Origin of the sequence: Spirulina subsalsa PCC 9445 (assembly GCF_000314005.1) — a bacterium.
In the GTDB taxonomy this organism is placed as follows: domain Bacteria; phylum Cyanobacteriota; class Cyanobacteriia; order Cyanobacteriales; family Spirulinaceae; genus Spirulina_A; species Spirulina_A subsalsa.
The window spans coordinates 2,276,045-2,302,616 of sequence record NZ_JH980292.1; the positions used below are offsets into that span (position 1 = coordinate 2,276,045).

Sequence of the window (26,572 nt, forward strand, 5' to 3'; positions counted from 1 at the left end):
CCAATCCATGAACCATGACAGAAACCATCCTAAAAATTGAAGATTTAACCGTAAGTTTTGATGGATTCAAAGCCATTAATAACCTCAACTTGTCCCTCGAAAAAGGGGAATTACGAGTCATTATCGGCCCCAACGGTGCGGGAAAAACAACCCTGCAAGATGTTATTACTGGGAAAGTACAACCCACCACCGGGCAAGTTTATTTTAAAGGGCGCAAAATTACCGGACTCGCAGAACATGAAGTTGCCCGCTTAGGGATTGGGCGAAAATTTCAAACGCCTCGCGTCTATTTAAACCTAACGGTTCGGCAAAATTTAGACCTGGCTTGTAACCGCAATAAAAACTTATTTAGCACCCTATTTAAAACCATTCCTAGCACAGAAAAACGTCATGTGGTGGGATTATTAGAAACCATTGGGTTAACGGCAAAAGCGGATCTATCAGCAAGTTTGTTATCTCATGGAGAAAAACAAAGACTAGAAATTGGGATGTTAGTAGCTCAATCTCCTGATTTATTATTAGTAGATGAACCCGTAGCCGGATTAACCGATGAAGAGACGGAAAACATCGGGGCGTTATTATTAGCCCTCGCAGAAAGTCACTCTATTATTGTGATTGAACATGATATGGAGTTTGTGCGACAAATTGCCCGACAAGTGACTGTTCTCCATCAAGGTTCTGTACTTTTTGAGGGGACAATGGATGAGGTACAAAGCAATCCTAATGTCATTGAAGTGTATTTAGGAAAATCCCCTGAATTAACCCCGGAACAGATGAATATTTTGCAAGTTATCGCTTTATTTATCGACAGTGACGGGTTATTTGAGATTGATGATAAGCGGCAAATTATCTCAGAAGTTGCCGCGAAATTTGCGGGAGGTCAAGACCCTACCTTAGTGGAGGAAACCCTACAGTTGTATCTGTCAGAGGAGATAGAATGGGATTATGCGATCGCACAACTCCAGAATTCCCCCGAAAAAGAGCAAGTTTTAGCCTTAAGTCAGGACATTTTAACCTCTCGCGGCATTGACCCCAGCGAGTGCGAAATTTATCAAACTCTGATGGAACAATTGATGAAAGAGGATTTGGATGGTGTGTCAGAATTATAGTGATTTGCCCCTACAATTGTTTACGGTTTTGTTGGGTTTCGCTGTCGCTGCACCCAACCTACGAATTGCACACAACCTACGAATAGCTGATTAGGGTTTTGTTGGGTTTCGCTGTCGCTGCACCCAACCTACGAATTGCACCCAACCTACGAATACCATAGGAAAAGTAATTGAAAATGACTCAAGTTCAAGATCATTCCCCGACCTCCCAAGTTGCAACCCCTCCTCTGTTAAGAATTTCTGGTCTTAATGTTTATTACGGAGAAAGCCACATTTTGCGCAATGTGGATTTAAACGTAGGTCGGGGTCAGATGGTCTGTTTAATTGGCCGGAATGGGGTCGGAAAAACCACGCTGTTAAAAACCGTGATGGGATTGCTTTCCCCCCGCGAAGGTCAAATTAGGTTTATGGATGAAATTATCACCAAAAAAAGTCCCCACCAACGTGCAAAAATGGGCATTGGATATGTTCCCCAAGGCCGAGAAATTATTCCCCGTGTCACGGTGCGTGAGAATTTATTATTAGGACTAGAAGCCCGTCCTCACGGTCGAAAGGGGAATGATACAATTCCCGAAGAAATTTTTGATCTCTTCCCGGTTTTAAAAACGATGTTACACCGTATGGGAGGCGACTTAAGCGGTGGACAACAGCAACAATTAGCCATTGCCCGCGCTTTGATGGGGAAACCTCAATTACTGGTATTAGATGAACCGACAGAAGGCATTCAACCTTCTATTATTTTGGAAATTGAGGCGGCAGTTAAAGGGATTATTGAAGCAACCGGAATTTCGGTTTTATTAGTGGAACAACATTTACATTTTGTGCGACAAGCCGATCGGTATTATGCCATGCAGAAAGGAGGAATTGTGGCATCAGGAGCCACAAAAGATTTAAGTCAAGAAGTGATTCAACGCTTTTTATCGGTTTGATATCCAGAGGAACTCATTTGAGCTAAATTCCAATCCGGTCGCAGGTTCTTCGCTTGGCCTAAATAGACGTGAATCATGGCAGCTTGGGGGTGGGGGGTGTTAACGTGAATTAACACCCGGATACAGCGTTCTAGGCTATTTTCTACAGACATTTGCTGGACATCAAGGAGGGCGACATTATCCCAATTGGGGCGATCGCGTGCCACCGAGGCCGGGAAGATAGCATTGAGGTCAGGAGTGGCTGTAAACACCGCGCTGATAATCTCTTCCGGGTCTAGTTGATTGCGGTACTCAATCTCATCCATTAACTCCTTTACGGCCACCTGAATGGCCTCTACCGTATTCTCTAGGGCTGTTGTTGCCCCACGAATTGCCCGCACTTTCCACTCCACTGTTACATCCTCCACTGCTGCAAAATTTCCCGTAAATTCTTAAGGTCGGTAGATCCACATCGGTTGTCCTTGGGTGGAGAGTTCAAACTCTAACCAATCCAAAGAGGTGGCAAGACGCGATCGCTTAGAGAGACTACGACCAGACAACAGACGCATCAGGACGGGTTTTTTCTCCTCAATAGTGCGACATTTCACCTTGTCCGGGTCGAGATCCACTAAATCCGCTAACCACCGACGGGCATCTTCTTCCGTCCCCAAACGATCCACCACTCCCAATTCTAGAGCTTGCTGACCCGTAAAAATTCGACCATCGGCAAAACTTTTTACTGTCTCGACGGGTAAATTGCGACCTTGGGCAACGGTTCCCACAAACTGCTCATAACTGGTATCAATCAACTGTTGCAGGATGTTCATTTCCTCGGGGGTAGACTCCCGGTCAAAGGCTAGAATGTCCTTATAGGGGCCAGATTTAATGGTTTTGAACGATACCCCCACTTTCTCTAACAGACGTTCTAAATTATTGCCCCGAATAATCACCCCGATACTCCCGGTAATGGTGCCTGGATTGGCCACAATATGATCGGCCCCTACGCCAATATAAACCCCTCCCGAAGCGGAAATATTGCCGAAACTAGCGATGACTTTCACTCCCTTATGGCGAATCCGTTGGAGTGCGTCATAAATTTCCTGAGAGTCTCCGACGGTACCTCCGGGGGAGTCAATGCGCAATAACAGGGCAGGATAATGTTCCTCCTCGACAGTTTTTAGGGCTTTGAGGACTCGTTTCCGGGTTTCTGAGGCGATCGCACCCGTGATTTCAATACGGGCAATTTGCTTGCGTTTATTCGGTTTGAAGGGCCAGATCATGGACAAGTTCAGTAGTCAGTAAAAGGCTATTGTTCTATTGTAATCACGAACGGGGTGATCTCACTGAAGGGCGAACAAAAGCCCGCGCTGTCTCGGGCTTCGGCTTCTGTCGTTAGCCCTAGCCAAAAATGCCCCTCAGTCGCTACAATAGTTTGTTGAAACCCTATCGACCTTGGAGAGGTGGCAGAGTGGTTGAATGCGACGGTCTCGAAAACCGTTAAGGCGGCAACGTCTTCGAGGGTTCAAATCCCTCCCTCTCCGTTCCCAGTTCGTTAATCATGAGACACCACCCAACCTTGACAAGTTAAGGGAACAGGGCGGAGTGTCGTCCAATTTATTGGACGCTATATATGGGACTTGACAAAATGCACACAAGCTTAACTTGTTAAGGTTCGACACCACCTAAAACCCCCTTTTGAGAAGGATAGCGTAGGCGTTTCAGCCTAATTTTGAGAGATGTCTAATAAGAGGAGTAAACACTGAGTAAATTAGGGTCATTGACGCTCCCATCGCTAAAAGCGAGGGATTCCCTGTTCATCCAGTTACCTTATCTAGGAGGCTTTCACCTAATAGACAGTGGGTAGTCTGTCCGAGGGCTTGAATTTCTGTCCGCCCGACAGTATTCGCTTTTTGAAGTATGTTTTTAGCGGCGTTTTCATCCCTATCCAAAACACAACCACAAGAACAAATATGTGTTCTTACAGACAATGTTTTCTTGACAATATTGCCACAACTAGAACATTGCTGGCTAGTATATTGTGGGTTTACCGCTATCACAAACTTCCCGTGTATTTTTCCAAAATAGTCTAACCAATCGGTGAACATTGACCAACTTGCGTCACTAATAGACTTAGCAAGTTTTCTATTTTTCACCATGTTAGAAACCTTCAAATCCTCATAAACTACCAAATCGTTAGATTGGATTAACGCTTTTGCTGTCTTTACAACAAAATCTTTACGTTGTCTAGAGATTTTTAAATGAAGACAGGCTACTTTTGACTTTTGTTTTTGACGCTTGTTGCTCCCCTTTTTCTTTTTAGATAGCTTACGTTGCGCTTTTTTTAAACGCTTCTCGGCTTGGCGGAGAAATCGAGGGTTATCAACTTTATCCCCGTTAGAGTCCGTTAAAAAATGGTTTAATCCAACATCAATTCCCACTTCCTTTCCTGTAGAATCAAACGGTTCTATTCTTTCAAGATCCAAAACAAATTGGCAATAGAATCCGTCAGCCCTTTTGATAAGTCTAACTCTTTTAATTAGCAACTTATCTAGAATTTCACGATTATAAGAGCCAATTAGCTTTAACTTACCAATTCCAGTTTTATCTGTTATGTGGATAGATTTTTTATCTTCTGTTAGTTTCCAACCAGAAGTTTTGTACTCCACAGACCTTGAGAACTTCTTAAATTTAGGGTAGCCTTTTTGAGCTAACCCTTTTTTACAGTTATTGTAGAAACGAGATATAGCCAACCAAGCTCTTTCAGCACTTGCCTGGCGAGCCATAGAGTTTAGATTGCTTACAAACGGAGTATCTGTATTGTTACTCAAAGTTGTTACAAATTTACAAAAAGAAGCATAATTGACCTTGTCTTCTTTACTGGAATCCATCCAAAGTCTAAGGCATTTATTCCGAATAAACTGCCCTGTTCTAATAGCTTCTAGGATAGCTACTTGTTGCGTTTGTGTCGCTTTAACTTTAAACTCTATGACTCGCATTGAACCGACCTCTCAATGTGTTATGTTATAGTTATAGCATCTCACTGCACTAACTGTCAAGGGTATGGAAATTAATTATTTTAAGACTCGCCGGGCTACATTTAATCTCACTGTCCACATAGTCTTGGTGACTAAATACCGTAGAAAAGTATTCAAAAAAGAACATTTAGAGTTCTTAAATGAGGCTTTTAAGTCTATTGTTGATAAGTGGGATGCCGGTATCGTAGAGTTTAACGGGGAGTCTGACCACGTTCACATTCTTTTGACCTACCCACCACATAAGTTACTGAGTGGATTAATTGCTAATCTAAAATCTACTTCTAGCAAACGTATGTGGGATAATTACTCTGACTACCTGAAAAAGATTTACGGGAAAGACAAACGAGTATTATGGACGGGGGCTTATTTTGTAGCTAGTTGTGGTGGTGTCACAATAGACCAACTTAAAAAATATGTCGAGAATCAGGATTCCCCTGAATATTAGTTGTGCTTCGCTGTCTTATATTGGTCGGCTTTTCATCTCATCGGTAAAACCGAGAGCCTTCAAGCCGACATTTTAGGTAAGGATTGAGTAACTTGACTAGACCCTAGGCTACATAAGCTTTTAGACGCTATCGGGATGACAGGATTTGAACCTGCGACATCCTGCTCCCAAAGCAGGCGCGCTACCAAGCTGCGCTACATCCCGAAGTCGCTGTCCAGTGACAATCAAAAGACAACCCACTTACTATACCCTATTTTCGGCCCTCCTGCCTAGCCTTAATCAGGATACCAAAACATTCCCTTAATCCCTTCGGGATCCAAGATAAACCCTAAACGACGGTAAAAATCCACCACATGAGGGTCAGCAAACAGGGTAATGTTACTAATATCCTCGCTGCGCAGTTTTTTTATGGTGTACTGCATTAACGCTTTACCCAGACCTTGACTCTGATAACTCGGATGCACCACCACATCCCAAATGGTGGCATTAAACGCATGATCTGAAGTCGCCCGGGCAAAACCAATCAAACGCCGTCGGACACCTCGTTGTTCCCACATAGACACAACTAAAAAACTATGCTGGAGTGCCTTACGAACCTTACGGAGGGGGCGCCTTGCCCACCCTACCGCATCACAAAGTTCCTCAAGTTCATACAAATCAATTTCTCGCTCTGTGCTGAAGACAATGCGAGTATCGTTGGCGCGCGGGTCACTCGATCGGGGATCTTTGGCGATCGCACTTCCACGCCCTCCCCGAGAACTCGCTACCGTGTCAGAATTGCTAAACAAGCTTTTCCAAAAACCCATGCCAATGTGGCGAACTGATCAGTGGTGAATAAACTGGAAGGCGAAATTACAGCAGAGTCCAGAACTCCTTGTTTCACCCCCACAGCCATAGATAATAACACAACTCACCCCTTCAACGGCTAATTCGGGATCCTCAACGGAAACGGTAAGGTAGAATACAGAACATGGAAGCGAAGAAAGTGATCGTGATTGCCGGAGTAAAAATCCCCCAAGCGGATTGGGAGCAAACACCCCTGAGCGTGCGAGAACTGATCAAAGCCCTAGAACCAAGAATGATCAAGATAGAAAATAGACTAGGACTAAGCTTAAAAAAAAGTTTATGAAGCAGCGACGTAGAGGATTTGCAGTCAATCGCTGGTTTTGGCTTGCCGGACTGGTGGGACTATTACTCGACCAACTGACTAAAAACTGGGTTACAAGTACCTTTGCTCAAGAATTCGATACAATTCCTATTCTGCCCGGAATTTTTCACTTCACTTATGTTACCAATAGTGGGGCAGCGTTTAGCCTCTTTACCGGAGGGGCGGACTGGTTGCGGTGGTTGTCTTTAGGGGTCAGTGTGGGGTTGATGTTATTTGCTTGGTACAGTCCCCGCCTCCAATTAGCGGAACAACTGGGCTATGGCTTCATCCTCGCCGGGGCGATTGGTAATGGGGTTTGTCGGTTTTTGTATAGTTATGTGATTGATTTTCTGGATTTTCGTTTAATCCAGTTCCCCGTTTTTAACTTAGCCGATGTGTTTATTAACATAGGAATTGTCTGTTTACTCTATGCCATGTTCCGTTCTCCCTCCCATCTCAAAAGTTAGCTACCGAATTGACTTATGACTAGCCCTCCTCCGACTCAACTCAGTCGTATTGCGACCCAAGTCGTTCAACGGTTAAATACGGTTTTAGCACTTCGTCCCAATGCACGGGTGCCGGAATTGTGGGTACAGGATGCCGATGCAGACCACGCGGAAACTTATAAGTTGGTGGGGGATAAGTACACCTTGGGGCGCAGTTCCCGCTCCAGTGATATTGTGGTGCGGAATGCGGTGGTGAGTCAGGTTCATTTATCGGTGAGTCGGGACCCGAAACATCCCCGCCAGTTTGTGCTGAAGGATGAACACTCCACCAATGGAATTTATTTGGGCAAACGTCGCCTCACGTCTCTAGAATTGCGTCATGGGGATATTTTCACCCTCGGTCCGCCGGAGTTAGCCAATGGGGTGCGCTTGCAATACCATAATCCCCCGCCGTTATGGGTGCGAGGCCTGCGCTATGGTTTGTATGGGGTGGCCGGGATTACGGGGTTAGTTACGGCGGCGATTTTGTGGGAGTGGACGAAGATTCCCATTTATCCTCTACCCTTGGGGGTACAGGGGCCGGTGGCGGTGTATGCTCGGGATGGGGAAACGCCTTTGATGCCTTTGCGGACGGAAGCCCATCGGGAGTTTGACCGTTTGTCAGATTTTTCGCCCTATTTGCCCAAGGCGGTGATTGCTTCGGAGGATAGCCGCTTTTTTTGGCATCCGGGGGTAGATCCCTTGGGGATTTTCCGGGCGGTGTTAATTAATGTGCAACGGCAGGGGATTCGTCAGGGCGGAAGTACGGTGACGCAACAGTTGGCGCGTAGTTTGTTCCCGGAGTATGTGGGGCGCTCGAATACGGCGGGGCGGAAGGTGCGTGAGGCGATTGTGGCGTTGAAGTTGGAGACGTTCTACAGCAAAAATGAGTTGTTGCGGACTTATTTGAATCGGGTCTATTTGGGGGTGGGAAGTTATGGCTTTGAGGATGCAGCCCGGTTTTATTTTGATAAGTCGGCGGCGGATTTGACGGTGGCGGAGGCGGCGGCGCTGGTGGCGATTTTGCCGGCTCCGAATGCTTATAATCCGGTGCAGGATTACCGGACGGCGGTGCAGTTGCGGGATCGGGTGATTAGTCGGATGGCGCAGTTGGGGATGATCTCGGAGGAGGAGGCGAGTCAAGCGCGGCGATCGCGAATTCAGGTGAGTCCGAGGGCGCGGGAGGCGTTATCTCAGGCGATCGCTCCCTATTATTATGGTCAGGTGTTGCGGGAGTTAAATCGTCTGTTCCCGGAGGTGGCGCGAGAGGGAAATTTTGTTATTGAGACGGGGCTGGATCTCAATAAGCAACAGAAGGCGGAAGAGTCTTTGCGCCAAATGGTGGAACAGGACGGGGGACGGTTAAATTTTCGGCAAGGGGCGATTGTGACGTTGGATAGTCGCACGGGGGAGGTGTTGGCGTTGGTGGGGGGGGTGAGTTATGCCCAGAGTCAATTTAACCGAGCCACTCAAGCCCAACGCCAGCCCGGATCAACGTTTAAGGTGTTTGCCTATGCGGCGGCGTTGGAACGGGGGATTTCGCCGAATAAGGTCTATTCCTGCGCTCCGGTGACGTGGCGGGGGCAACGGTACCGAGGCTGTGAACGGACGGCGGGAGGGGGTGCGAATTTGTATCACGGGATGGCGCAGTCGGAAAATGCGATCGCCATTCGCATCGCCCAAGATGCGGGGATGGATAACATGATCCGCATGGCTCAACGCTTAGGGGTGACTTCTCCCCTGAATCCGTCTCCGGGGTTAGTCTTGGGGGAAAGTGAGGTGAATGTGCTGGAAATGACCGGGGCCTATGCGGTGTTTGCCAATAATGGGGTCTGGAATCGCCCCCACACGATTCGCCGGATTTTAGATAGTAGTGACTGTGAAGATACCGACAATTTCCAAACTTGTCGGGTGATGTATGATTTCACCCAGGATGGGGAACGGGACGGGGATAGAAACCAACAAGTCATTAGTGGTGCGATCGCCCAAACCATGCACAGTCTATTACGAGGTGTCATCCAAGGAGGCACCGGAGGACGTGCGGCCATTGGACAAGGAGAAGCGGGAAAAACCGGAACCACCGATCGCAATGTGGATCTGTGGTTTATTGGTTATGTCCCCCGTCAGCATCTAGTAACAGGCGTTTGGTTAGGTAATGATGACAACTCCCCCACTCGCGGAAGTAGTGGTCAAGCGGCTCAATTATGGCGGGATTATATGCGGCAAATTGTTCAATGAATATGAATGGGGAATAGAGAATAGGGGGGAGTCGGGAGTTGATTAGTCTTACCTATTACCTCTCCCCTGTTCCCCGTTCCCTACTTGTCAAGATTGCCCCTTGCCTATTGCCCTAAACCATCATCTTTTGCTTCTTCCGTTGGCGATGTTGACTCTTTTCTAAAACATAATAAATGCCGTTGCGAATAGTGGCTTCTCTAGCCAGTTGGCGTTCTGCGGATTCATTAATCAGATGGGGTTTCAAGGATTGTCCTTTACCTTCATCAAACACCATATAAAAATTGGGAATTCGACTCAAAACGTAAGCAATTAAATCAGGAAATAAATCGCGGCGAGTAAATTCTGTTTGAATGTGATCGGGCTGTTCTGCTAGGATGTGATCCATATCTTGTTCAACTTGTAGGAGTGTCAAGTTGACTAAGTTTTTGCTCATGCTTATCTTCCTGTTATGAGTTCCTACCCACTGCTTTGAGTTCATAGGCTTTGAGTTCATAGAACATTGATTAATCAACTTGTCTCAAGGAACTTGCCTCAATCACTGGCCTAATCTGCGTAAAGACTGGAGCAGTTACGCCTCATTATAGACCATGATGAGCGCAAATCTGACCGCAATATTTAGTTTTTTAAAGGGTGTGAGAGAATACATTTATATGCCAAAGATTGTGGTTCACAAAAAGCTGATCTAGGGATAACTTAACAGGAAATGGCATAATCCAGTGTCGTTAGTCGTTGTTTTAACATGGGTTTCAGTCAATTGCCTATTGTTTTTTGTTTAAACCTGTGACGGTGTAACCCTAGATTGCTGATGATCTTTTAAGAGATAAGGATGTAAAAATAAGTATATATTCTTATTGTGTTTTCATGCCTTATAGGGTAGGGAAAAAAAGGAAACTCCATCCTGCCAGAGGATGGAGTCTTTCCCACGGGTCAGGCATTAAAACCAGCCCTTAAAAACGGTAGTTGACACTGAAATATAGGCCGTCATCTTGGGCATTTCGCCCGCGATCGCGTAAATTGACCAAGGGATAACCATACTCTAAACGGATTTCTAAATTGTCAATGGGATTCCATAGAATCCCCCCCCCAACACCTGCGATAAAGTTCTGATTCCCCAGTGGGAATACATTTTGAGAATTATTCCACACCCACCCCAAATCAACAAACGGCACCACTAATAACGTCGCATTTCCCCCTTCATCCCGCAGGACAGTGATCCGATCTTCCACTGAAAAGCGCAAACCATTGTCCCCAGCTCGGACATTTTGCCGAAAACCGCGCACAGAGCGAGCGCCCCCAACGGGGAATAATTCTGAGGGTAATAAAGGCTGACTAGCTAATTGTAAATCGGCTGAAACGAGAAATAAATGATTATCCCCGACTCTTTGCACTCGTCGCACTTGTCCCAACCAACTTAAAAATTGACCGTCTGCCACCCCCGAAACATTGCTTTTTGTAGCATCAAACCAATCGGCACCGAGGCGGAATTCTGAGCGCAATAACCAAGCGCCTGCCTGGTCCCGTCTGAGGTAATCTTGGGCAAACGTTAAAACCCTAGTGCGGACTTTACCATCAGCATTGGTGGGGGCTCCAAAGGAAAAAGGCCTCCCGGATAGAAAGGTTTGCTCATTAAAGACTTCAAATCCTAAAGAAAGGGCAAATTCTTCCGTAGAGGTGCGCCGTAAGGGTTGCCGGAAACCGATGCTATAGCGTTGACTTCTACCTTCAGCGTTGAACTGTTGAAGAATGCCAGAAACGGCCCGTTGCCAGTCTAGATTCACACCCAAGCTTAATGTGCCTTCCATGGGATTGACGGGCAAACTGTAGTTAAACCCAAGCTGATTACTTCCCCCTTGCCACGTGCGGTTATACCCTAAAAAGAGTTGATCCCCTCGTCCCGTTAAGTTGAGGTGACGAAAGTTACCAAAAATTTGTTCTGAACCAATCGTCGGGGGAGATTGATTATTCGCTCCCACTTCGCCAAAATATTGTTTATCTTCAGTAACTCTGGCTCTTAAAATATATTGGAAGGGATTACTACCGGGGGTTAATTGAACTTCTATATTTTCAATCAGGGGGTTGAGACGGAGTAGTTTTAATTGGTCTTCGAGTTTGCGTAAATTTAGGGGGGGTTGTGTTCCCACGGCGATACGACTCCGGAGATACTGATCTAAAAGGCGCTGGTTGCCTTCAATTTCGATGGCTTCAATACCCCCTTCAAACACAATAATTTCAATTTTACCCGTGCTGATTGTCTCTGAGTTCACAACGGCGCGGGAGGTAATATATCCCCTTTCAATGTATAGGTCAGTGATGCTATCGGCAATTTTGGTTAGGGTTTCTGCACTGATAGATTGACCAATATAGGGGTTAATTAAGGGGGCAAAATCTTGGTCTGAAAATAGGGTGCTACCGAGGACGCTGATCCCTTCGATGGGGATGTTGTTTTGGGTAATTTGGAGGGGGTTAGAAGGGCTGGGAGAAGAGGGGACGCTGAGGGAAGAAAGGGGGGAGAATTCTAGCCAATTGGATTCTAAAAAGCCTTCTGGGAGGGGATTGTGTGGCGGTAGTGAAGAGGATAACGAGGAACAAAACTCTGAGGGAACAGGACAAGGCAGAATAAAAGAGGGCTGTTGGATTGTTGGGGGTTGATGGGGGGCTTGGGCGATCGCATTTTCCCCCAAAGCACCATAAACAAGGGGGCAAGCAACCCCTGTTAATAGTAGAGTTGTTCTTAAGGCTTGTTTAAGCATTGATTTTTCTCCTACCTACTCGGTGGATTCTAAATGAAATTGCCTTATTAAAGCGAAGATTCTCAGAATGATCAACCCCAATCTCAATCTATGAATTTATTTCGCTAACAAAAAATAAATTAAATGTCAACCTCTGGAGGGTTAATTTTAGATTAAACGGGGGTCAAGATTTAACAGCCGACTGCCAGAAGATTAGATACAATACCAACAACCTATCGTTAATGGTCAATGATTCAATCATGAAACTGCTTTATGTTTTCCCTGTGTTGCTCGGTGGTTTGACGGCGTGGAGTTTGGTGCAGGGATATCAGCCCCTTTTATCCCAAGTCTCTCCTTCTGATCCTAGCTTTTCTGGGCCATCTAGCCCTAGCTTTTCTGAGCCTTCCCCTAGCCCTATTCCTAGCCCTATTTTCACGCCTGCCCCTACCTCCACTCCTCCCTTTGAGTCTGATTCCAATCGGCCGCAACCTTGGCAATATCGACCTAGACCAACGTTGCAAACTCCTGTTTTTGTGCCAACGCTCCAACAAGAAGATGCGCGGAATATTTTAGAGGAGATTAGTGAGGAAACGGGGGTAAATCCGGCGATTATTTATATTAATTTTGTGCCGGGTCAACTGGCCTATAGTCCTAATTTTGAACAACGAGAAGCGCAAGTGACGCGGGATTTTTTGGGTCATTTGAATATTACGGAGGCTCAAGAAACCAGTCCTAGTATTACGTTTAGTCCACAACCGGATGATCAGCTGGAAATTTTAATGCTGACGGCGCAGGGGGATGCGGTGCGGAAACGGGTTCCTGTGACGCGAGAAACGGTGTTAGCCCAAGGGGATGAACTGCGTCGTGCCGTGACCAATCCGGGACGGGCGACGGCATTTTTAGCCCCGGCACAACAGTTTTATCGTTGGTTGGTTGAGCCTTTGCTGGAAGATTTAGAAGCGCGCAATATTGAGAATTTGGTGTTTATTTTAGATGAGGGATTGCGATCGCTCCCTCTGGCCACTTTACACGATGGAGAAGGGTTCATCATTGAAAACTACAGCGTCGGTTTAATGCCGAGTTTGGCGTTAACAGATACGCGCTATGTTAATATCCAAAACCTGCAAGTCCTAGCTATGGGGGCCGCTGAGTTTGCCACTCAAGATCCCCTACCGGGAGTTCCCTTGGAATTAGAACTGATTACGGAACAACTTTGGCCGGGTCGGTTTTTGTTAAATCAAGACTTCACGGTACGCAATTTAACGGAAATTCGTCAGCAAACGCCTTACGGGATTGTTCATCTGGGGACTCATGGGGAATTTCAGTCTGGGAGTCCAGAAAATTCGTTTATTCAGTTTAGTGATGGCCCCCTGCGTTTAGATGCTATTCGTCGGTTAGGGTTTAATAATCCCCCGGTGGAGTTGTTGGTGTTGAGTGCCTGTCGGACGGCGTTAGGGGATACGGAGGCAGAATTAGGGTTTGCGGGATTAGCGGCCAAGGCCGGGGTTAAAACGGCGTTAGGGAGTCTGTGGTATGTCAGTGATGCGGGGACTTTGGCCTTTATGGTGTCTTTTTATGAACAGTTGAGACAGGTTCCGATTAAAGCGGAAGCGTTACGTCAAGCACAATTGGCAATGGCCCAGGGACAAGCGCGTTTAGAGGGGGGCCAGTTGGTGACTCCGGAGGGGACTTTTCCCCTAACTCCGGAGTTGGTCGCTTTAGGCGATCGCGAATTAACCCATCCCTACTACTGGAGCGCTTTTACTATGATTGGTTCCCCGTGGTAGGAAAGAAGGGAGTCGGGAGTTGATCATTATTCCCTATTACCTCTCCCCTGCCCCCTAGTCGAGAGGGAATTAATCCAAAAAATCGGGATATTCAGCAAGGATCATCCGATCTCGTCCTTGGTGTTTGGCCTCATAGAGTGCCTGATCTCCTCGTTTGACGAAATCCTGATAGGAGAGTGCGGGATGGGGAATAGTGGTGACAATTCCCACGCTAACGCTGATATGATGGCTAACGCTCGATTGAGAATGGGGAATTTTGAGTTGTCGCACTCTGGAGAGAATTTCCCCGGCCACTTGAACGGCTCCGTTGGCATCGGTATGAGGGAGCAAAATGGCAAATTCTTCCCCTCCGTAGCGTGTTACAAGGTCTGTAGACCGTTTAACAGCCGTGCGTAAAGTTTGAGCAACAGCGCGTAAACACTCATCTCCGGCTGGATGACCATAGGTGTCATTGTAGGCCTTAAAAAAGTCTACATCGACTAATACTAAGCTGAGGGAGGCTTGAGATAAAGCCATTTTCTCCCATTCTCGGGGCAGGGCCTCGTCAAAAGAGCGACGATTTCCCACTTGGGTTAAGCTGTCTAGGGTGGCCAGTTGTTGGAGTTCGGTGTTGGTGGTTTTGAGTTCTTCTAAGAGTTCGGCCTGTTGGATAGCGATCGCAACTTGAACGGCCAACTGTTGTAATAATTCCACCTCAAACGCTTGCCAAGGGCGGGGTTGTTCGCATTCCTGCACCACCAACATTCCCCACAGTTCCTCATCATGCAGCACCGGCACCACTAAATTAGCCCGCACTTGTAAATCAGTGAGCCAGTTAATATAACACTCCGATAAATTGGACTGCTGCACATCATCCACTACATGAATCCGCCCCTTTTGGTACAGTTCCACATAGTTGGCGATGAATTCTGTATCCGTCAGTCGTCGTCCCAGCAGGGAATAATCTGGGGATCGTAATGCTTCTACTACTACAGTCCCACTCCAATCAAAATCTAAACGGTAGAGAAAAGCGCGATCGCATAATAAAAGATTCTGCACCTCCTGCACCGTTGTCTCTAGAATGGCCTCAATTTCCAAAGAACGACGAATCCGTTGGGCGATCGCATTCACTAAAGTCTGTTGATGGATAATATACTTTAAAGCATCTTCCGTATTTTTCCGTTGGGTAATATCTTCCCCAATCCCAGCCACCCCCTCCACCGTTCCCTCTGCATTCCGAATGGGAAACAACCGCACCGACACCCAGCGCGTCCGCTTTTGGGGATCTACCATCCGATACTCTAACTCTACGGTGTCCTGTAAAATCCCCTGATCTAGTGCCTGTTCTTGACTAAAAATAACTTGCTCGGCATCCTCCGCTAAAATCCCCCTTAACCAAAAACATCCTGTTTCTGTCGAGAGGGACTCTGGCCACAAGGACTCGCAGCAGGGACTTTTGTAGAACAATTGTTTTAAATCGGGACTCATTAACCAGATGCCAATGGGTAAATGAGTCACCAACTCTTGCAAAGCAATATAGTCTCGCCATGCGGCCAGATCCTTCTGTAACAAAGACTCTTGAGGGTTTGCATCCGCAGACCAACAAGCAGGGAGGGGTGAATGGGTCATAAGGAAATTTGTTCTACCTCAAGAACAATACCCAAGATTAGGCTATGCTCCTGCAAACATTAAGGGTGACAAAGAGCATTAACCCGACATTTTACCTGTTATACCGCAAGACCGCCTGTAGCATGATCCTGCACGAAAAAACCACTAGAATGGCAAACTCCCACAACAATCACAATTCCCCGAGGTAATATCAACCCCCTTGGGGTGGGTATTGCAACCACTACGATTTTAGCAATTTCTGAAGGAGAACGTCTGGACAGGCACTAACTTTGAATCGCTGTAATGACCACCGTGTTTATAATATCCGGCACAGTACAGCCGCGACTGAGGTCATTGACGGGTTTTTTCAGACCTTGGAGAATCGGACCAATGGCGATCGCACCTGTTTCTCGTTGTACCGCCTTATAAGTATTATTCCCCGTGTTGAGATCAGGGAACACCAAGACCGTCGCTTGTCCGGCCACTTCGGAATTAGGCAACTTTTGGGCGGCCACCTCTGCATCTACCGCCGCATCGTATTGAATCGGCCCTTCTAATTTTAAATCGGGACGGCGTTGTTTAGCAATTTCTGCCGCCCGACGGACTTTTTCCACCGCTTCCCCCTGTCCTGATGTTCCCGAAGAATAGGACAATAACGCCACTTTCGGTTCAATGCCAAAAGACTCGGCCGTTTCCGCCGAAGATAGGGCAATTTCCGCTAATTGTTCGGCGTTGGGATTGGGATTAACCGCACAATCCCCATAGACTAAAACCCGATCCGATAAACACATTAAAAACACAGAAGAAACAATCGCATAATTCGGCTTAGTTTTAATAATTTGTAGAGCTGGACGAATGGTGTGTTGTGTGGTATGCAATGCACCGGATACCATGCCATCCGCCTCCCCTTGATAGACCATCATCGTCCCAAAATACGACACATCTAAGACACAATCCCGAGCCGATTCTAAGGTTACTCCCTTATGTTTCCGTAGGTCATAAAAAATTTGAATATATTCCCCCAATTTCTCCGACTCAAGGGGATTAATAATCTGTACTTTATCTAAATCTAAATGAATGCCTTGTTGTTTGATAATTTGGGCAATTTCTTCCCGTTGTCCCAAAAGCGTTAAATCCACAATATCCTGATTAACTAACCACGCCGCCGCTTTTAAAATACGCGGCTCATTGCCTTCTGGGAGAACAATATGTTTATGGAGTGCTTTTGCCTGTTCTACCCGATTATAAATAAACATTTTCGGCGTGATTCCGTGACTGCGGAGGGTGCTAATTTGTTTTTCCAGTTGGGCTAAGTTTACATGACGGTTAAATTGCCGCAAACTCAGGGAAATTTTTTCATGATCCGATGCTGTAATAGAAGGATAAACAGCCGTATTGAGTTGGGTCGCTGTTTCATAAGTATTCTCTTCTACTAACAGAATCGGCAAGCTATCGGATAACCCCTCAATTAACTGCATAACGGGCAATTCTGGTCTAAATCCTGTGGATAAGACTATCCCCGCCAAGCGTGGATAATTGACCGATTGATGGGCTTGTAATGCCCCAATAATAATATCTCCTCGATCTCCCGGTGTAATAACTAAGGCATCATCAACAAAGTGAGTAATAGCGTGTTGTACCTGCATCGCGGCTACAATATAAGAAGATACCACATTATCTAGTTTATCCCCTCCCCAAATCACCTCCGCTTTAAGTTGAGCGACAATATCCCGCACCCGAGGACTATTCAGACGATTACTAAAGGGAATCACTCCTAATAAATACTTTTCGGGATCATATTTTGCCTCTAAATGGTCTTGAAACTCTTTTAAAGCGCGGGGATTCGCCTTATTCAGTAAAATTCCCACTACTTGACATTCTTCTTCTTGGTAAGCATTGAAGGACAAGTCAACGGAATTAATGGCCTCATCAATGGTCTTTTGATAGGCATTGCCGATAATTAAAACGGGACAATTTAAGGTCTTGGCAATGGTGCGGTTAATGTTAAACTCAAAGGCCGTACTTTGTCCTAAATAATCTGACCCTTCACAGAGAATAAAATCACATTTTTGTTCAAGATTTTTGTAGCGACTAATGATTTTTTCTAAAACGTTCTCTATATTACCATTTCGTCCTAAATCTCCCATCTCCTGAAAGGAAACCCCGTAGGATTCTTCATAGGTTTGATTTAAGCGAAAATGCCGCAAAATCAGCTTAATGTCCTTATCGGCTTCTTCGGGGTGATGACTCCCGATAATAGGTCTAAAAAAACCGACTTTTGTTGTTTTGCGCAAAATTAGTTCAATAATGCCTAAAGCAATGAGGGATTTCCCACTTTTGGATTCATTAATACTAATGTATAGGGAGTGTGTCATGGTTCACCATCGAGAGGTCAAGATTAATTTGAGGTGAGGAAAAAACCCTTTAAAACGCATCTTGGACCACTAACATTAAGCCCCAAATAAGTATGAGTAAAGAAACACTGATCACTCCCATAACGGGGGTGAAACGGGGAGGAGATGAGCCACTATAAGCCTCCCGCACTAGGATAGACACTGAGGCCCCTATGCCGTAACTTAGACTCAAGACGAGATAGGGCCATTGGTGACTGGTGCGCCAGGTGAAGAGAAGGATTAGCAAAAAGGCGATCGCTAAAGATAACATTAAAGCCTCAATAAAGCGCGGGGGGTTGTGTTGACTCGATAAAACAATAGTCTGCCACCACAGTCGCCAAAGTTCCATCACGGTGTTTCTCTCCTGTTTACTCTTCTCTTTCCCTCCCTCTAACTTGCATCAAAATCCCAATTTTTGCCAAGAGGTTAAGATAGAATTCACAATTGATTCCCCCCACCCCCCCATTCCCCGGATTAGAGTCCTATTCAGCCCATCCTAAATAGGATGGCTAGATTCAGCCGCCCATCATAAATTTTTCCGAAACTCTTCTAACGTAATACCAGCATTTTGTAGGGCATTTCTTAAAGTACCCGGAGCAATTTCTGATTTGTTGGGCAAAATGAACGTTAACGTTTGTCTTTTCTGATACCTAATATGACTCCCCCTCTGCCCCACATAAACAAAGCCGAGACGTTCCACCGCACGCAAGGCTTGATCTGCGGAAATTCCAGTCAGGTGACGAAACGGCCAAGAGTTTTGATCTAAATGCTGATGGGTGAAGTCCTCATTATAATCGTCGTGATTATTCTGGTCTTGATATCTTTTAAGCGCTTGTTCCATTTGCCAAAGTTGAGCAGTTTTTGAGTCTAATTCCTGCATAATTTGCCCTTTTTCCTCATGCAGTTGATGGTTTTCTTGCTCTAATTCTCGATTGTACCAGTTGATATTTTCCAGTTGATGGGTCGCCTCTTGATATTGGGTTAAAACTTGCCTGTTTTGCTGCTCCAACTGTTGTAGAATACTTTGTAAGTTGACCATTTCTTGCTGAAGTATTTCTAAATTTTGTTGCACAACGGGGTTCAGTTGTTGTTGCAAGCTATTCCGTTCTTGGGTTAATTGTTCGAGATCCCGTTGTAACTGTTGAATCCCGGCTTGTTGCGCCTGATTTTCCACTATCTGACGGCGTAAATGGCGAGTCGTGCGTTGCCGGAGAATCAACCATTCTGTCCCTCCCCAGAGGGCTAAACCTGTGCTAAGGGTGGTGAGTGCTACGGTGGTGTAGAGGGGGAAGGGGTAGCGGGGAGAGAGGGGGTTTTGTAGCCATTCTCTTATGGCTTGGGGGAAGGTGGGGGAGCTTTCTGCTCTATTGGGCGGGTTGTGCTGGATGTGGTAAGTTTGACGAAGGGCAAATGCACCACTCCCCAAAACCATCACCCCCAACAGTACCCCCCGACTCAATGGGGTAGAAAACAATCGCCAGAAGGGGGGACGTTTGGAAGATGACATAATCCTGTTACGACATAGTTTTAGTCCATTGTAAAAACTGACGGGCTTGATTGAACCAAAATTCTGAATTCCAGTAGACAAAGCAACTGGTTTCACATAATAAGAGCGCCTGTTCTAGGGGATGATCTGGGGTGAGTTTCCCCTGTTGTCGTAACGTCATCACCTGCTGACTCAACTGTTCAATCTGGTCTAAAATGGCTTTGCGTTCATCCCCCGCAAACCAATGATCATGGCCACCAATCCAAGATCCTCCGGTGGCTTTAAGTGTCACCTGACTAGCCACTCCTTGGCTACAGTAGTGGTCTATATACTCACTCACCGTCAGAAATGTAACCTCTGGCCATTGGTGGGTATTGTAAAACAGAGGGGCGAAGGAGTTTTTAAAATACTCAAACATCATCACGTTGCCATTTTCCCCGTCGGAGGTTGGCACAATGAGGGGAGGAGGACTAATCTGTTCTCGTTGGAAGAGTTCCCCCCGATAGCGAATATCATTCACCACTCCTTCGGCATTATGTCCACTTTGTTGGCGGATTCCCATATCTGTATCCCGCACCACACAAAGGATGCGTTCGGTTTCTCCCCCCGCTTCGATCACTAATTCATGGACGCGGTTTTCTAATAAGGGAGTCGCCCAATTGTCCGGTTTTTCTAGGGTACTACTGGGCAAAATTAACCATTCGTAGTGATATTTTTTCAGTAGCCGAATCAGTTGTATGGCTTCCTTGGCCTCGCCTAACATCCCCATTTCTGGCAACCAAAACCCCCGCACCCGTTGCAGTGCAGCCTCTCCAAATAAGTCGGCAAAGAGTACACGCCAAGCGCGGATTTGCGCCTCATGATCTCGTTGGGGGGTGGCGGGAAAGTAGCAGTGACTGTAGGCGGTTCCGGCAAACTCTAAGGCTTCGGGGTATTGCTCTAAAACATGGCGGAAGAGGGCGATTACATCGCCTACAGGCTCGCCTTCGACATATAAATGCTCAAACCGCCCACTACGGGATAACTGGGCTAATTCGGCTAATAAAACGCCGGAATAGTCTACCATTAACCGGGGGGTGCAGCCTTGTTGAGAGAGCATCTGCACATAACGGGCAGGATTTTTGTAAGCTTGGGCAAACCATTGGGCGTTCCATCCTTCCTCGGAGTTGGGATCACTGTTGAGCATTTTCTCTAAATTGCCTAAAATGCGATCGCCTACCCAAATCGGCGGTTGGTGCATATGAAGCCAAGGCACAAATACAGCGTAGGTCATGATGGGTTAAAAAAAAGGTGCAGAATCCCCCCTCATCCCCTTTTAGCCGGGGGAAAAATGGGGAGGAAAAACATTGAGAATTGATGATTGATTATTGATTCTGGATCATTGCTTTAATCTTACGCCATAATCCCTGTCTTGGACTGAATAAAAAAGCCACCCAGAACAAGGCGAAAATAACTAACACAATGGCGGGGCCAGAGGGCAGGTCAAGATAATAGCTTAAATACATCCCTGTAATGCTACTAAAAACCCCGAAGATTCCCGCCCCCACCATCATCCAGTGCAGTTCTTTCACTAATAAATAGGCGGTACTCGCCGGCCCGACTAACAGGGAAATGACTAATAAAACCCCCACGCTTTGCATACTGGCAATAATCGTTAAGGTAACGGCGGTAATAAAGCCAAAATAAATCCAGTTGACGGGCAAACCGCTTGCTTTTGCACCTAATGGGTCAAAGGTGTAATAAAGCAAGGGTTGGTAAAAAATAATTACAATAATGGCAATGGCTAGGGTAATGAAAAAGGTCTGGACGATATGCTGAGATTGTACGCTTAAAATATCGCCAAATAATAGCTGATTGAGGTCAATCCGATTGGTGCGCAAGAGTTCGATTAACATCACTCCAAGGGCGAGGAAACTGGAGAGAACTAAGCCCATTGCGGCATCAACACTAATGGGGGAGTTTTGCCGAATCCAAGCGACGGTAAAGGCGCTTAATACTCCGGCAATTAATGCCCCGATGGATAGATTAATCCCTAAAAAAAAGGCAATGGATAATCCGGGTAATATGGCATGGGAAATGACGTTAGCCATTAAACTCATTTGCTCTACGACTAGGTAACTGCCGACGATGGCGCATAAAATTCCGAGGAGAATCGCCATCCCGAAGGCGTTTCTCATAAATTCAAATTGTAGGGGTTCAAGTAACCAATTCATTGGAGGGAATAGTAAGCAGTAATGAACAAGGGTTGAGGCAATAACTTCCTACACTGTGTTCGACTCGTAGGGGCGTATTGCATACGCCCAAAGGGGTTGAGGCAATAACTTCCTAGATTGTGTTTGACTCGTAGGGGCGTATTGCATACGCCCAAAGGGGTTATCGGCTGCGGAGTGAGAGAATAGGGTGACAAGGGAATTAAAATAAATAGGGTCTGCTGAATATCCCTCTAAGCACTGTTTAATAAGGTTTTCAGCCGTTTTGAGCGCGAGAAAGTGCAAGGTTTTAGGGATAAATCATCAAAAAGGCTTGCCTTATTCCGATTCCCCCCTGTTCCTTCCCGTTCGCTGTTTTCCACCCGGAGTAGAGTTATATTGCTACGCAACGCTTCGCGTTCACTTCGTGACGCTTCGCGAACGCGAAGCGTCACGAAGTGAACAGCAAGCCCTAAATATTGACGCGCTATCTCTCAATTATTAACCTATTTTGTTGGGTTGCGCTGTCGCTCCACCCAACCTACAAATTTCATGGGGTTAGGTGCTTGGGTAGCGTTAGGCGGACAACAAGTTAAACGGATGACCATAGGCTTGATAAAAGTTGTCGGGGGTGAGAACTTCTTGGGGTAAACCTGTAGCGAGAATGGAGCGATTGATTAACATTAACTGATCATAGTAGTTCAGGGTGTCGCCTAAATCGTGACTCACAATTAGTAGGGTTTTATGTTCTTCTTTGAGTTCCTGTAAAATGGAGTAGAAAATCTCTTTGGTTTTTTGATCTACGCCATTAAAGGGTTCATCAAAAAAGAAAATATCGGCTTGTTGTGCAAGGGAACGGGCTAAAAAGACGCGCTGCTGTTGACCACCAGAAAGTTCTCGGATATGGCGATCGCGCAAATCCCACAAATCCACCTGGATTAACGCCTGCTTCACCCTTTGACGCGCTTGGCGAGTGGGAAACTGCCAAAACCCCTGTTGCTGCATCTGCGCCAACATCACCACATTTTTAACGGTAATCGGATAATTCCAGTCAATTTGAGAACGTTGGGGAACATAGGCCACTTTTTGCCGTTGCTGAATCAGGGGGTGGCCATCATAACGAATACTGCCCCCCTGGGGTGCCACTAACCCTAACATACTCTTCAATAAGGTACTTTTCCCCGCCCCATTCGGCCCCACCACACCGACTAATTGACCTGACTCTAAGTTAAAGCTTATCCGATCTAAGGCGCAAAACCCTTGATAGTGGACGGTCAGATCCCGAACTACCAGCATATTTTTCCCTCTTGCATGATAACGATTCTCATTCTTGAATTTTTGCGTTAAACTTAAGAATGATTATCAATTTTACTGCATAATGAGAATCATTCTATTTTTCTGGGAGGTTGTTTAATGTTTGCTCGTCCACTGGGTCCGGTTGTTGGGGTTGTGATAGCTTTGGGGATGTCCGCTTGTGCGGGTACAGTTCCCCCGGTTGTAGAAGAAACAGACACCCCGAAACCCAAAGTCGTGGCAACCACAGCGATTTTGTGTGAGATGACCGAGGCGATCGCACAAGATACCATTGATTTGACCTGCTTAATGGATAGCGCCCAAGATCCCCACACCTACGAACCCACCCCCAGCAACCGTCAGGCCATCGAAGCCGCCCAATTAATCTTTTATGGTGGGTATAATTTGGAACCAAGAGTAGAAGGGCTTTTAGCTGCCAGTTCCACCCCCACCGTCGCCGTTTACGAGCAGGCCGTTCGGGATCCCCTCATGGGACACCACCATCATGATCATGAGGATCACGGCTACAGTCATGATCACGACCATGATCACAGCCACAGCCATGATCACGAAACCAGCAGCGAGGAGAAAGAACCTGATCCCCACATCTGGCACAGTGCGGAAAACGGCGGCAAAATCGCCCGAGTGATTGCTACAGAATTAAGCTCCCTAGTTCCCGAATCCGCCACACAATATCAGGAAAAAGGCCAAGCCATTCAAGACCAACTCAACCAACTCCACAGTTGGATTAAAGACCAAATCGCCACCATACCCGCGCAACAACGGAAACTCGTAACCACCCATGACGCTTTTGCTTACTACAGCGCGGCCTATAACATCCCTAGCATGGCCGTACAGGGGTTAAGTACCGAAAGCACCCCCACCCCCCAACGTCTGAAAACCATCGTTGAAACAGTGCGAAACGCCCAAGTTCCAGCTTTATTTGTGGAAACAACCACCAACCCCGGATCGATTGAAATTGTTGCCCGTGAAGCCAACATCACCATCCCAGAACAGCCCATTTTCACCACTGGGGCTGTCGGTGTGGCTGGGGTGGGGTTAGTCCCTCTCTATACGGCCATGTTGATTGAAAATACCCGCAATATTGTTCAAGGATTGGGGGGGGAGTTTCAGGAACCGAATCTTTAGATTAGGGAACAGGGAACAGGGGAAATCCGCTCTGGTCAGAAAAAATTCTCAGCTTTGCTTAACAAAACTCAACATTTGATTACAATGAACTAAAGACACTGGCAAAATTTCTTAGAGTTCATGCAGTTGAAATCCCTAACTTCTCAATCCCCTTGGCTTCCTTTGGTTCTCATTGCGCCGTTTTTCCTCTGGGGAACGGCGATGGTGGCGATGAAAGGGGTCATTGATGATACAACCCCGTTGTTTGTGGCAGGAGTGCGTTTAGTTCCGGCCGGGGTGTTGATTTTGGGGGCGAGTTGGTACTGGAAACTCCCCCAACCCAAGGGATGGAAAGCATGGCTTTGGATTGGCTTGTTCGCCCTGTTAGATGGGTTTTTGTTTCAAGGGTTTTTAGCTGAAGGATTGACCAGGACAGGGGCGGGGTTAGGATCGGTGATGATTGATTCTCAACCGATTGCGATCGCCTTACTCTCTAGTTGGCTATTCGGCGAAGTGATTGGCCTATGGGGAGGGATTGGCCTACTCATTGGCATATTAGGGATTAGTTTAATCGGTTTGCCCGATGCGTGGCTCTTGAGTTGGTTTAGCGACAGTAGCATTGCATTGTCCTGGAGTTGGCAAAATCTCTTTAACAATGGTCAATGGTTGATGTTATTGGCCGCCCTCTCCATGGCTACCGGAACCGTTAGCATTCGTTTTGTTAGTCGTCATGTGAATCCCATTGTGGCGACAGGATGGCACATGATTTTAGGTGGAGTTCCCCTGTTTGTGCTGTCGGGATGTTGGGAAAGTCACCAATGGCAGCATATTACAGGGAGTGGTTGGTTAGCCTTGGGATACTCGGCAATTTTTGGCAGTGCGATCGCCTACGGACTCTTTTTCTACATCGCCTCCCAAGGCAACCTCACCAGTTTTACCTCCCTCACCTTCCTGACTCCCGTTTTCGCCCTCATTTTTAGTAATCTCCTCCTCGGAGAAATCCTCAGTCCTCTGCAATGGTTAGGGGTAATCCTAACCCTAGTCAGTATTTATCTAGTTAATCAACGGGAACAACTCGCCCAACAGTGGAAAAAAAACACCACACCTCTAGTATTTAACACCTTAGAACCTGTGCCTGAGCCAATCCAAAAAACCCCCCTAACCCACTCCAAGCCCTAGATAGGGATTGGAATGGGGCACTCAATATTCTAAAAGCCGCCTACGGTAGGGCATACCGGAACTTGGATCAACGATCCGAACGCTTCAGGAGATTTAGTCTCTACTTTGGCTAGAGTAATCCTGTCAAGGCAAGCTGAGTCTATGAATGAAGAATCCCCGTCCCTTTAGCGTCCAGGAGTGTCAATTAATCAGTCACTTTTTTAAACCCATGGAGTTTATCCATTGCCAAAGGCAACCCCAGAATCAACAGTTTGAGAAACCAAGGTGCAAAGAAGAGGCTAAGAAATAAACAGAGCAAGGCAATAAATCCAGCCGTCACTTTGACTATCTCTTCTTGGGTGTTGATGTTTAAACAAACTGCTACGGAAGCAATTGATAAACTGATTAGTAAAGGCGCAAGCATCATATCTCGTTTTACTCTTTCATTAGTTGGAAGGATTTCTAGATGCGGTGCGTTCCTTCGGTCATTGGCCTACTTCCGTCTCCCCGCTATACATTATTAGCTCTAGCATTTTGACTCAATTTGACTCAACATCGGGCAAAATATCGGCTCAATCTGCCAATCTAAACTAGACACTTTTGACTGGGCATTCCCAGATGGAAGTTCCCACATTAGAGTTAGTTGCTCAGGGGCTAGTTAACGGCCTAATGTTGCCAGTCTTATATAACTTCAAGTTATGCAGAGAGATGAACGATTTATGTATCCTAATATACAACATATACTTTAGTTGATGGGATTTGTCAAGTCTCTACGGATTTATTTTTTTAGGGTCTGAGGGTGATTTTTATCACAATTTTTTTAGGTTTAGATCACCACTTATCCGTGTTGCTTATCACTTCATTTTGCGATCAAATTCACTCCTTACCTTGGGGACTAATCACGTTTGCTCTGGGAAAAATGGGAGATATTAGACTGAGCGTCATCCATTTAAAGCTATGTTGCCTCCCGTTCAACTAATTCCAGGCTCTATTTCCGAAATTTTGGTGGCTGCAACGGAGACAGGTCAAATCACAAGGGCTGATCGTTATGGTTTACTAGCGGCGGTTTGTGATGAGTCTCTCCCGGAAGAGGATGCGCGGGCAATTAACCGACTACTACGAGCTATTCGTAAAGGCAAAATTAAAGTAGTAGATCAGATGTTTTAATCAAGAGCCTTGGGAAACTTTTTTCTTTGTTCGATATTCCTTTTTTTAACTCTGTTGAATTAATTACTCCTTACACGGTACAACCTCATGAAATCATCACTCTTACAAGCTTTGGTTAGATTTTTACAAGATGAACTCGCCATTCCCTCCGAATCTGTGGCGATCGCACTTCGTCGGAATCGGGACGCGAGCGCCGCGCACTGTATCCCGATGATTCTCTGGCAATATGGTTTAGTCACCTTAGACCAACTGGATCTAATTTTCGAGTGGTTAGAAACCGCCTAGGGG

Annotated in this window: 24 protein-coding genes, 2 tRNA genes and 1 pseudogene; 12 read left to right on the plus strand and 15 right to left on the minus strand. The window is 46.3% G+C overall.

Annotation, left to right across the window (positions count from 1 at the left end; genetic code table 11):
• The first annotated feature begins 14 nt into the window (after positions 1-14).
• Entirely contained in the window at positions 15-1,109 is a 1,095-nt protein-coding gene (gene urtD / locus SPI9445_RS0110585; protein WP_017304722.1) for an urea ABC transporter ATP-binding protein UrtD, read from the plus strand.
• A 176-nt stretch (positions 1,110-1,285) separates the two neighbouring features.
• The gene (gene urtE / locus SPI9445_RS0110590; protein ID WP_017304723.1) at positions 1,286-2,038 is read left to right on the plus strand and encodes an urea ABC transporter ATP-binding subunit UrtE; all 753 of its coding nucleotides are present in this window, start codon (positions 1,286-1,288) and stop codon (positions 2,036-2,038) included.
• On the opposite strand, the gene aroH is transcribed toward urtE, so the two are convergent.
• Complete coding sequence (gene aroH / locus SPI9445_RS0110595) at positions 2,017-2,430, minus strand: chorismate mutase (protein ID WP_026079690.1); 414 nt, start codon at positions 2,428-2,430, stop codon at positions 2,017-2,019. The two genes, urtE and aroH, sit on opposite strands and share 22 nt — an antisense overlap.
• A 39-nt stretch (positions 2,431-2,469) precedes the next feature.
• A complete protein-coding gene (sppA, locus tag SPI9445_RS0110600; protein ID WP_017304725.1) occupies positions 2,470-3,297 on the minus strand; it encodes a signal peptide peptidase SppA in 828 nt (275 codons plus the stop codon).
• Between the two features lie 174 nt (positions 3,298-3,471).
• On the opposite strand from sppA, the gene SPI9445_RS0110605 reads away from it, so the two are divergent.
• Positions 3,472-3,558, plus strand: a tRNA-Ser gene (locus SPI9445_RS0110605).
• A 273-nt stretch (positions 3,559-3,831) separates the two neighbouring features.
• On the opposite strand, the gene SPI9445_RS0110610 is transcribed toward SPI9445_RS0110605, so the two are convergent.
• Positions 3,832-5,013, minus strand: coding sequence for an RNA-guided endonuclease InsQ/TnpB family protein (locus tag SPI9445_RS0110610; RefSeq protein ID WP_017304726.1), 1,182 nt, complete (start codon positions 5,011-5,013; stop codon positions 3,832-3,834).
• Positions 5,014-5,077: 64 nt separating this feature from the next.
• Here SPI9445_RS0110610 and tnpA point away from each other — a divergent pair, with 64 nt between their 5' ends.
• Positions 5,078-5,497 (plus strand): IS200/IS605 family transposase, encoded by a 420-nt coding sequence (gene tnpA / locus SPI9445_RS0110615; protein ID WP_017304727.1) that lies wholly within the window; start codon positions 5,078-5,080, stop codon positions 5,495-5,497.
• A gap of 130 nt (positions 5,498-5,627) precedes the next feature.
• Here the strand turns inward: tnpA and SPI9445_RS0110620 are convergent.
• Both SPI9445_RS0110620 and SPI9445_RS0110625 read right to left on the minus strand, forming a co-directional pair.
• Positions 5,628-5,701, minus strand: a tRNA-Pro gene (locus SPI9445_RS0110620).
• 71 nt (positions 5,702-5,772) lie between these two features.
• Positions 5,773-6,303 carry a GNAT family N-acetyltransferase gene (locus SPI9445_RS0110625; RefSeq protein WP_017304728.1) on the minus strand — a complete coding sequence of 177 codons (531 nt, stop codon included), beginning with the start codon at positions 6,301-6,303 and terminating at the stop codon, positions 5,773-5,775.
• 319 nt (positions 6,304-6,622) lie between these two features.
• Between SPI9445_RS0110625 and lspA the strand changes: the two genes are divergently transcribed.
• Entirely contained in the window at positions 6,623-7,111 is a 489-nt protein-coding gene (gene lspA, locus SPI9445_RS0110635) for a signal peptidase II (RefSeq protein ID WP_017304730.1), read from the plus strand.
• 15 nt (positions 7,112-7,126) lie between these two features.
• Positions 7,127-9,367 carry a PBP1A family penicillin-binding protein gene (locus SPI9445_RS0110640; RefSeq protein ID WP_017304731.1) on the plus strand — a complete coding sequence of 747 codons (2,241 nt, stop codon included), beginning with the start codon at positions 7,127-7,129 and terminating at the stop codon, positions 9,365-9,367.
• Between the two features lie 112 nt (positions 9,368-9,479).
• Here the strand turns inward: SPI9445_RS0110640 and SPI9445_RS0110645 are convergent, their stop codons facing one another.
• Both SPI9445_RS0110645 and SPI9445_RS25155 read right to left on the minus strand, forming a co-directional pair.
• A complete protein-coding gene (locus SPI9445_RS0110645; protein ID WP_017304732.1) occupies positions 9,480-9,800 on the minus strand; it encodes a hypothetical protein in 321 nt (106 codons plus the stop codon).
• 514 nt (positions 9,801-10,314) lie between these two features.
• Complete coding sequence (locus SPI9445_RS25155) at positions 10,315-12,117, minus strand: ShlB/FhaC/HecB family hemolysin secretion/activation protein (protein WP_017304733.1); 1,803 nt, start codon at positions 12,115-12,117, stop codon at positions 10,315-10,317.
• Between the two features lie 239 nt (positions 12,118-12,356).
• Here SPI9445_RS25155 and SPI9445_RS0110655 point away from each other — a divergent pair, with 239 nt between their 5' ends.
• A complete protein-coding gene (locus tag SPI9445_RS0110655; RefSeq protein WP_164674508.1) occupies positions 12,357-13,883 on the plus strand; it encodes a CHAT domain-containing protein in 1,527 nt (508 codons plus the stop codon).
• Positions 13,884-13,952: 69 nt separating this feature from the next.
• Here SPI9445_RS0110655 and SPI9445_RS25160 read toward each other — a convergent pair whose 3' ends face one another.
• From SPI9445_RS25160 to SPI9445_RS0110690, 7 genes are all read right to left on the minus strand, one after another.
• On the minus strand, positions 13,953-15,491 hold the full coding sequence (locus tag SPI9445_RS25160) for a sensor domain-containing diguanylate cyclase (protein WP_017304735.1): 1,539 nt from the start codon (positions 15,489-15,491) through the stop codon (positions 13,953-13,955).
• Between the two features lie 263 nt (positions 15,492-15,754).
• Positions 15,755-17,845, minus strand: coding sequence for a phosphate acetyltransferase (pta, locus tag SPI9445_RS0110665; protein ID WP_017304736.1), 2,091 nt, complete (start codon positions 17,843-17,845; stop codon positions 15,755-15,757).
• 49 nt (positions 17,846-17,894) lie between these two features.
• Positions 17,895-18,212 (minus strand): hypothetical protein, encoded by a 318-nt coding sequence (locus SPI9445_RS0110670; RefSeq protein ID WP_017304737.1) that lies wholly within the window; start codon positions 18,210-18,212, stop codon positions 17,895-17,897.
• A 177-nt stretch (positions 18,213-18,389) separates the two neighbouring features.
• Positions 18,390-19,370, minus strand: coding sequence for a type II toxin-antitoxin system HicA family toxin (locus tag SPI9445_RS31105; RefSeq protein ID WP_017304738.1), 981 nt, complete (start codon positions 19,368-19,370; stop codon positions 18,390-18,392).
• Positions 19,371-19,377: 7 nt separating this feature from the next.
• Positions 19,378-20,622 (minus strand): polysaccharide deacetylase family protein, encoded by a 1,245-nt coding sequence (locus tag SPI9445_RS0110680; protein WP_017304739.1) that lies wholly within the window; start codon positions 20,620-20,622, stop codon positions 19,378-19,380.
• Positions 20,623-20,713: 91 nt separating this feature from the next.
• Positions 20,714-21,562: a metal ABC transporter permease gene (locus tag SPI9445_RS0110685; protein ID WP_026079692.1), complete on the minus strand. Its 849-nt coding sequence runs from the start codon at positions 21,560-21,562 to the stop codon at positions 20,714-20,716.
• Between the two features lie 552 nt (positions 21,563-22,114).
• On the minus strand, positions 22,115-22,834 hold the full coding sequence (locus SPI9445_RS0110690) for a metal ABC transporter ATP-binding protein (protein WP_017304741.1): 720 nt from the start codon (positions 22,832-22,834) through the stop codon (positions 22,115-22,117).
• 117 nt (positions 22,835-22,951) lie between these two features.
• On the opposite strand from SPI9445_RS0110690, the gene SPI9445_RS0110695 reads away from it, so the two are divergent.
• The 3 genes and pseudogenes from SPI9445_RS0110695 to SPI9445_RS32075 all read left to right on the plus strand — a co-directional run.
• Positions 22,952-23,980, plus strand: coding sequence for a metal ABC transporter solute-binding protein, Zn/Mn family (locus SPI9445_RS0110695; protein ID WP_017304742.1), 1,029 nt, complete (start codon positions 22,952-22,954; stop codon positions 23,978-23,980).
• 120 nt (positions 23,981-24,100) lie between these two features.
• Entirely contained in the window at positions 24,101-25,138 is a 1,038-nt protein-coding gene (locus SPI9445_RS0110700) for a DMT family transporter (RefSeq protein WP_017304743.1), read from the plus strand.
• Positions 25,135-25,306: pseudogene (locus SPI9445_RS32075) on the plus strand (RNA-guided endonuclease TnpB family protein); the annotation flags it as partial. The gene SPI9445_RS0110700 and the pseudogene SPI9445_RS32075, both read left to right, overlap by 4 nt.
• A gap of 16 nt (positions 25,307-25,322) precedes the next feature.
• Here SPI9445_RS32075 and SPI9445_RS0110705 read toward each other — a convergent pair.
• Positions 25,323-25,544, minus strand: a complete 222-nt coding sequence (locus SPI9445_RS0110705; protein WP_017304744.1) for a hypothetical protein — start codon at positions 25,542-25,544, stop codon at positions 25,323-25,325.
• 530 nt (positions 25,545-26,074) lie between these two features.
• On the opposite strand from SPI9445_RS0110705, the gene SPI9445_RS0110710 reads away from it, so the two are divergent.
• Together SPI9445_RS0110710 and SPI9445_RS0110715 are read left to right on the plus strand one after the other, a co-directional pair.
• A complete protein-coding gene (locus SPI9445_RS0110710) occupies positions 26,075-26,284 on the plus strand; it encodes a hypothetical protein (RefSeq protein WP_017304745.1) in 210 nt (69 codons plus the stop codon).
• Between the two features lie 87 nt (positions 26,285-26,371).
• Complete coding sequence (locus SPI9445_RS0110715) at positions 26,372-26,569, plus strand: DUF2949 domain-containing protein (RefSeq protein ID WP_017304746.1); 198 nt, start codon at positions 26,372-26,374, stop codon at positions 26,567-26,569.
• Positions 26,570-26,572: the final 3 nt, after the last annotated feature.

Excerpts from the sequence above, each read along its gene's own strand:
- urtD (WP_017304722.1), top strand. The coding sequence starts at position 15 with ATGACAGAAACCATCCTAAAAATTGAAGATTTAACCGTAAGTTTTGAT.
- urtE (WP_017304723.1), top strand. The coding sequence starts at position 1,286 with ATGACTCAAGTTCAAGATCATTCCCCGACCTCCCAAGTTGCAACCCCT.
- sppA (WP_017304725.1), bottom strand. The coding sequence starts at position 3,297 with ATGATCTGGCCCTTCAAACCGAATAAACGCAAGCAAATTGCCCGTATT.
- SPI9445_RS0110610 (WP_017304726.1), bottom strand. The coding sequence starts at position 5,013 with ATGCGAGTCATAGAGTTTAAAGTTAAAGCGACACAAACGCAACAAGTA.
- tnpA (WP_017304727.1), top strand. The coding sequence starts at position 5,078 with ATGGAAATTAATTATTTTAAGACTCGCCGGGCTACATTTAATCTCACT.
- SPI9445_RS0110625 (WP_017304728.1), bottom strand. The coding sequence starts at position 6,303 with ATGGGTTTTTGGAAAAGCTTGTTTAGCAATTCTGACACGGTAGCGAGT.
- lspA (WP_017304730.1), top strand. The coding sequence starts at position 6,623 with ATGAAGCAGCGACGTAGAGGATTTGCAGTCAATCGCTGGTTTTGGCTT.
- SPI9445_RS0110640 (WP_017304731.1), top strand. The coding sequence starts at position 7,127 with ATGACTAGCCCTCCTCCGACTCAACTCAGTCGTATTGCGACCCAAGTC.
- SPI9445_RS0110645 (WP_017304732.1), bottom strand. The coding sequence starts at position 9,800 with ATGAGCAAAAACTTAGTCAACTTGACACTCCTACAAGTTGAACAAGAT.
- SPI9445_RS25155 (WP_017304733.1), bottom strand. The coding sequence starts at position 12,117 with ATGCTTAAACAAGCCTTAAGAACAACTCTACTATTAACAGGGGTTGCT.
- SPI9445_RS0110655 (WP_164674508.1), top strand. The coding sequence starts at position 12,357 with ATGAAACTGCTTTATGTTTTCCCTGTGTTGCTCGGTGGTTTGACGGCG.
- SPI9445_RS25160 (WP_017304735.1), bottom strand. The coding sequence starts at position 15,491 with ATGACCCATTCACCCCTCCCTGCTTGTTGGTCTGCGGATGCAAACCCT.
- pta (WP_017304736.1), bottom strand. The coding sequence starts at position 17,845 with ATGACACACTCCCTATACATTAGTATTAATGAATCCAAAAGTGGGAAA.
- SPI9445_RS0110670 (WP_017304737.1), bottom strand. The coding sequence starts at position 18,212 with ATGGAACTTTGGCGACTGTGGTGGCAGACTATTGTTTTATCGAGTCAA.
- SPI9445_RS31105 (WP_017304738.1), bottom strand. The coding sequence starts at position 19,370 with ATGTCATCTTCCAAACGTCCCCCCTTCTGGCGATTGTTTTCTACCCCA.
- SPI9445_RS0110680 (WP_017304739.1), bottom strand. The coding sequence starts at position 20,622 with ATGACCTACGCTGTATTTGTGCCTTGGCTTCATATGCACCAACCGCCG.
- SPI9445_RS0110685 (WP_026079692.1), bottom strand. The coding sequence starts at position 21,562 with ATGAATTGGTTACTTGAACCCCTACAATTTGAATTTATGAGAAACGCC.
- SPI9445_RS0110690 (WP_017304741.1), bottom strand. The coding sequence starts at position 22,834 with ATGCTGGTAGTTCGGGATCTGACCGTCCACTATCAAGGGTTTTGCGCC.
- SPI9445_RS0110695 (WP_017304742.1), top strand. The coding sequence starts at position 22,952 with ATGTTTGCTCGTCCACTGGGTCCGGTTGTTGGGGTTGTGATAGCTTTG.
- SPI9445_RS0110700 (WP_017304743.1), top strand. The coding sequence starts at position 24,101 with ATGCAGTTGAAATCCCTAACTTCTCAATCCCCTTGGCTTCCTTTGGTT.
- SPI9445_RS0110705 (WP_017304744.1), bottom strand. The coding sequence starts at position 25,544 with ATGATGCTTGCGCCTTTACTAATCAGTTTATCAATTGCTTCCGTAGCA.
- SPI9445_RS0110710 (WP_017304745.1), top strand. The coding sequence starts at position 26,075 with ATGTTGCCTCCCGTTCAACTAATTCCAGGCTCTATTTCCGAAATTTTG.
- SPI9445_RS0110715 (WP_017304746.1), top strand. The coding sequence starts at position 26,372 with ATGAAATCATCACTCTTACAAGCTTTGGTTAGATTTTTACAAGATGAA.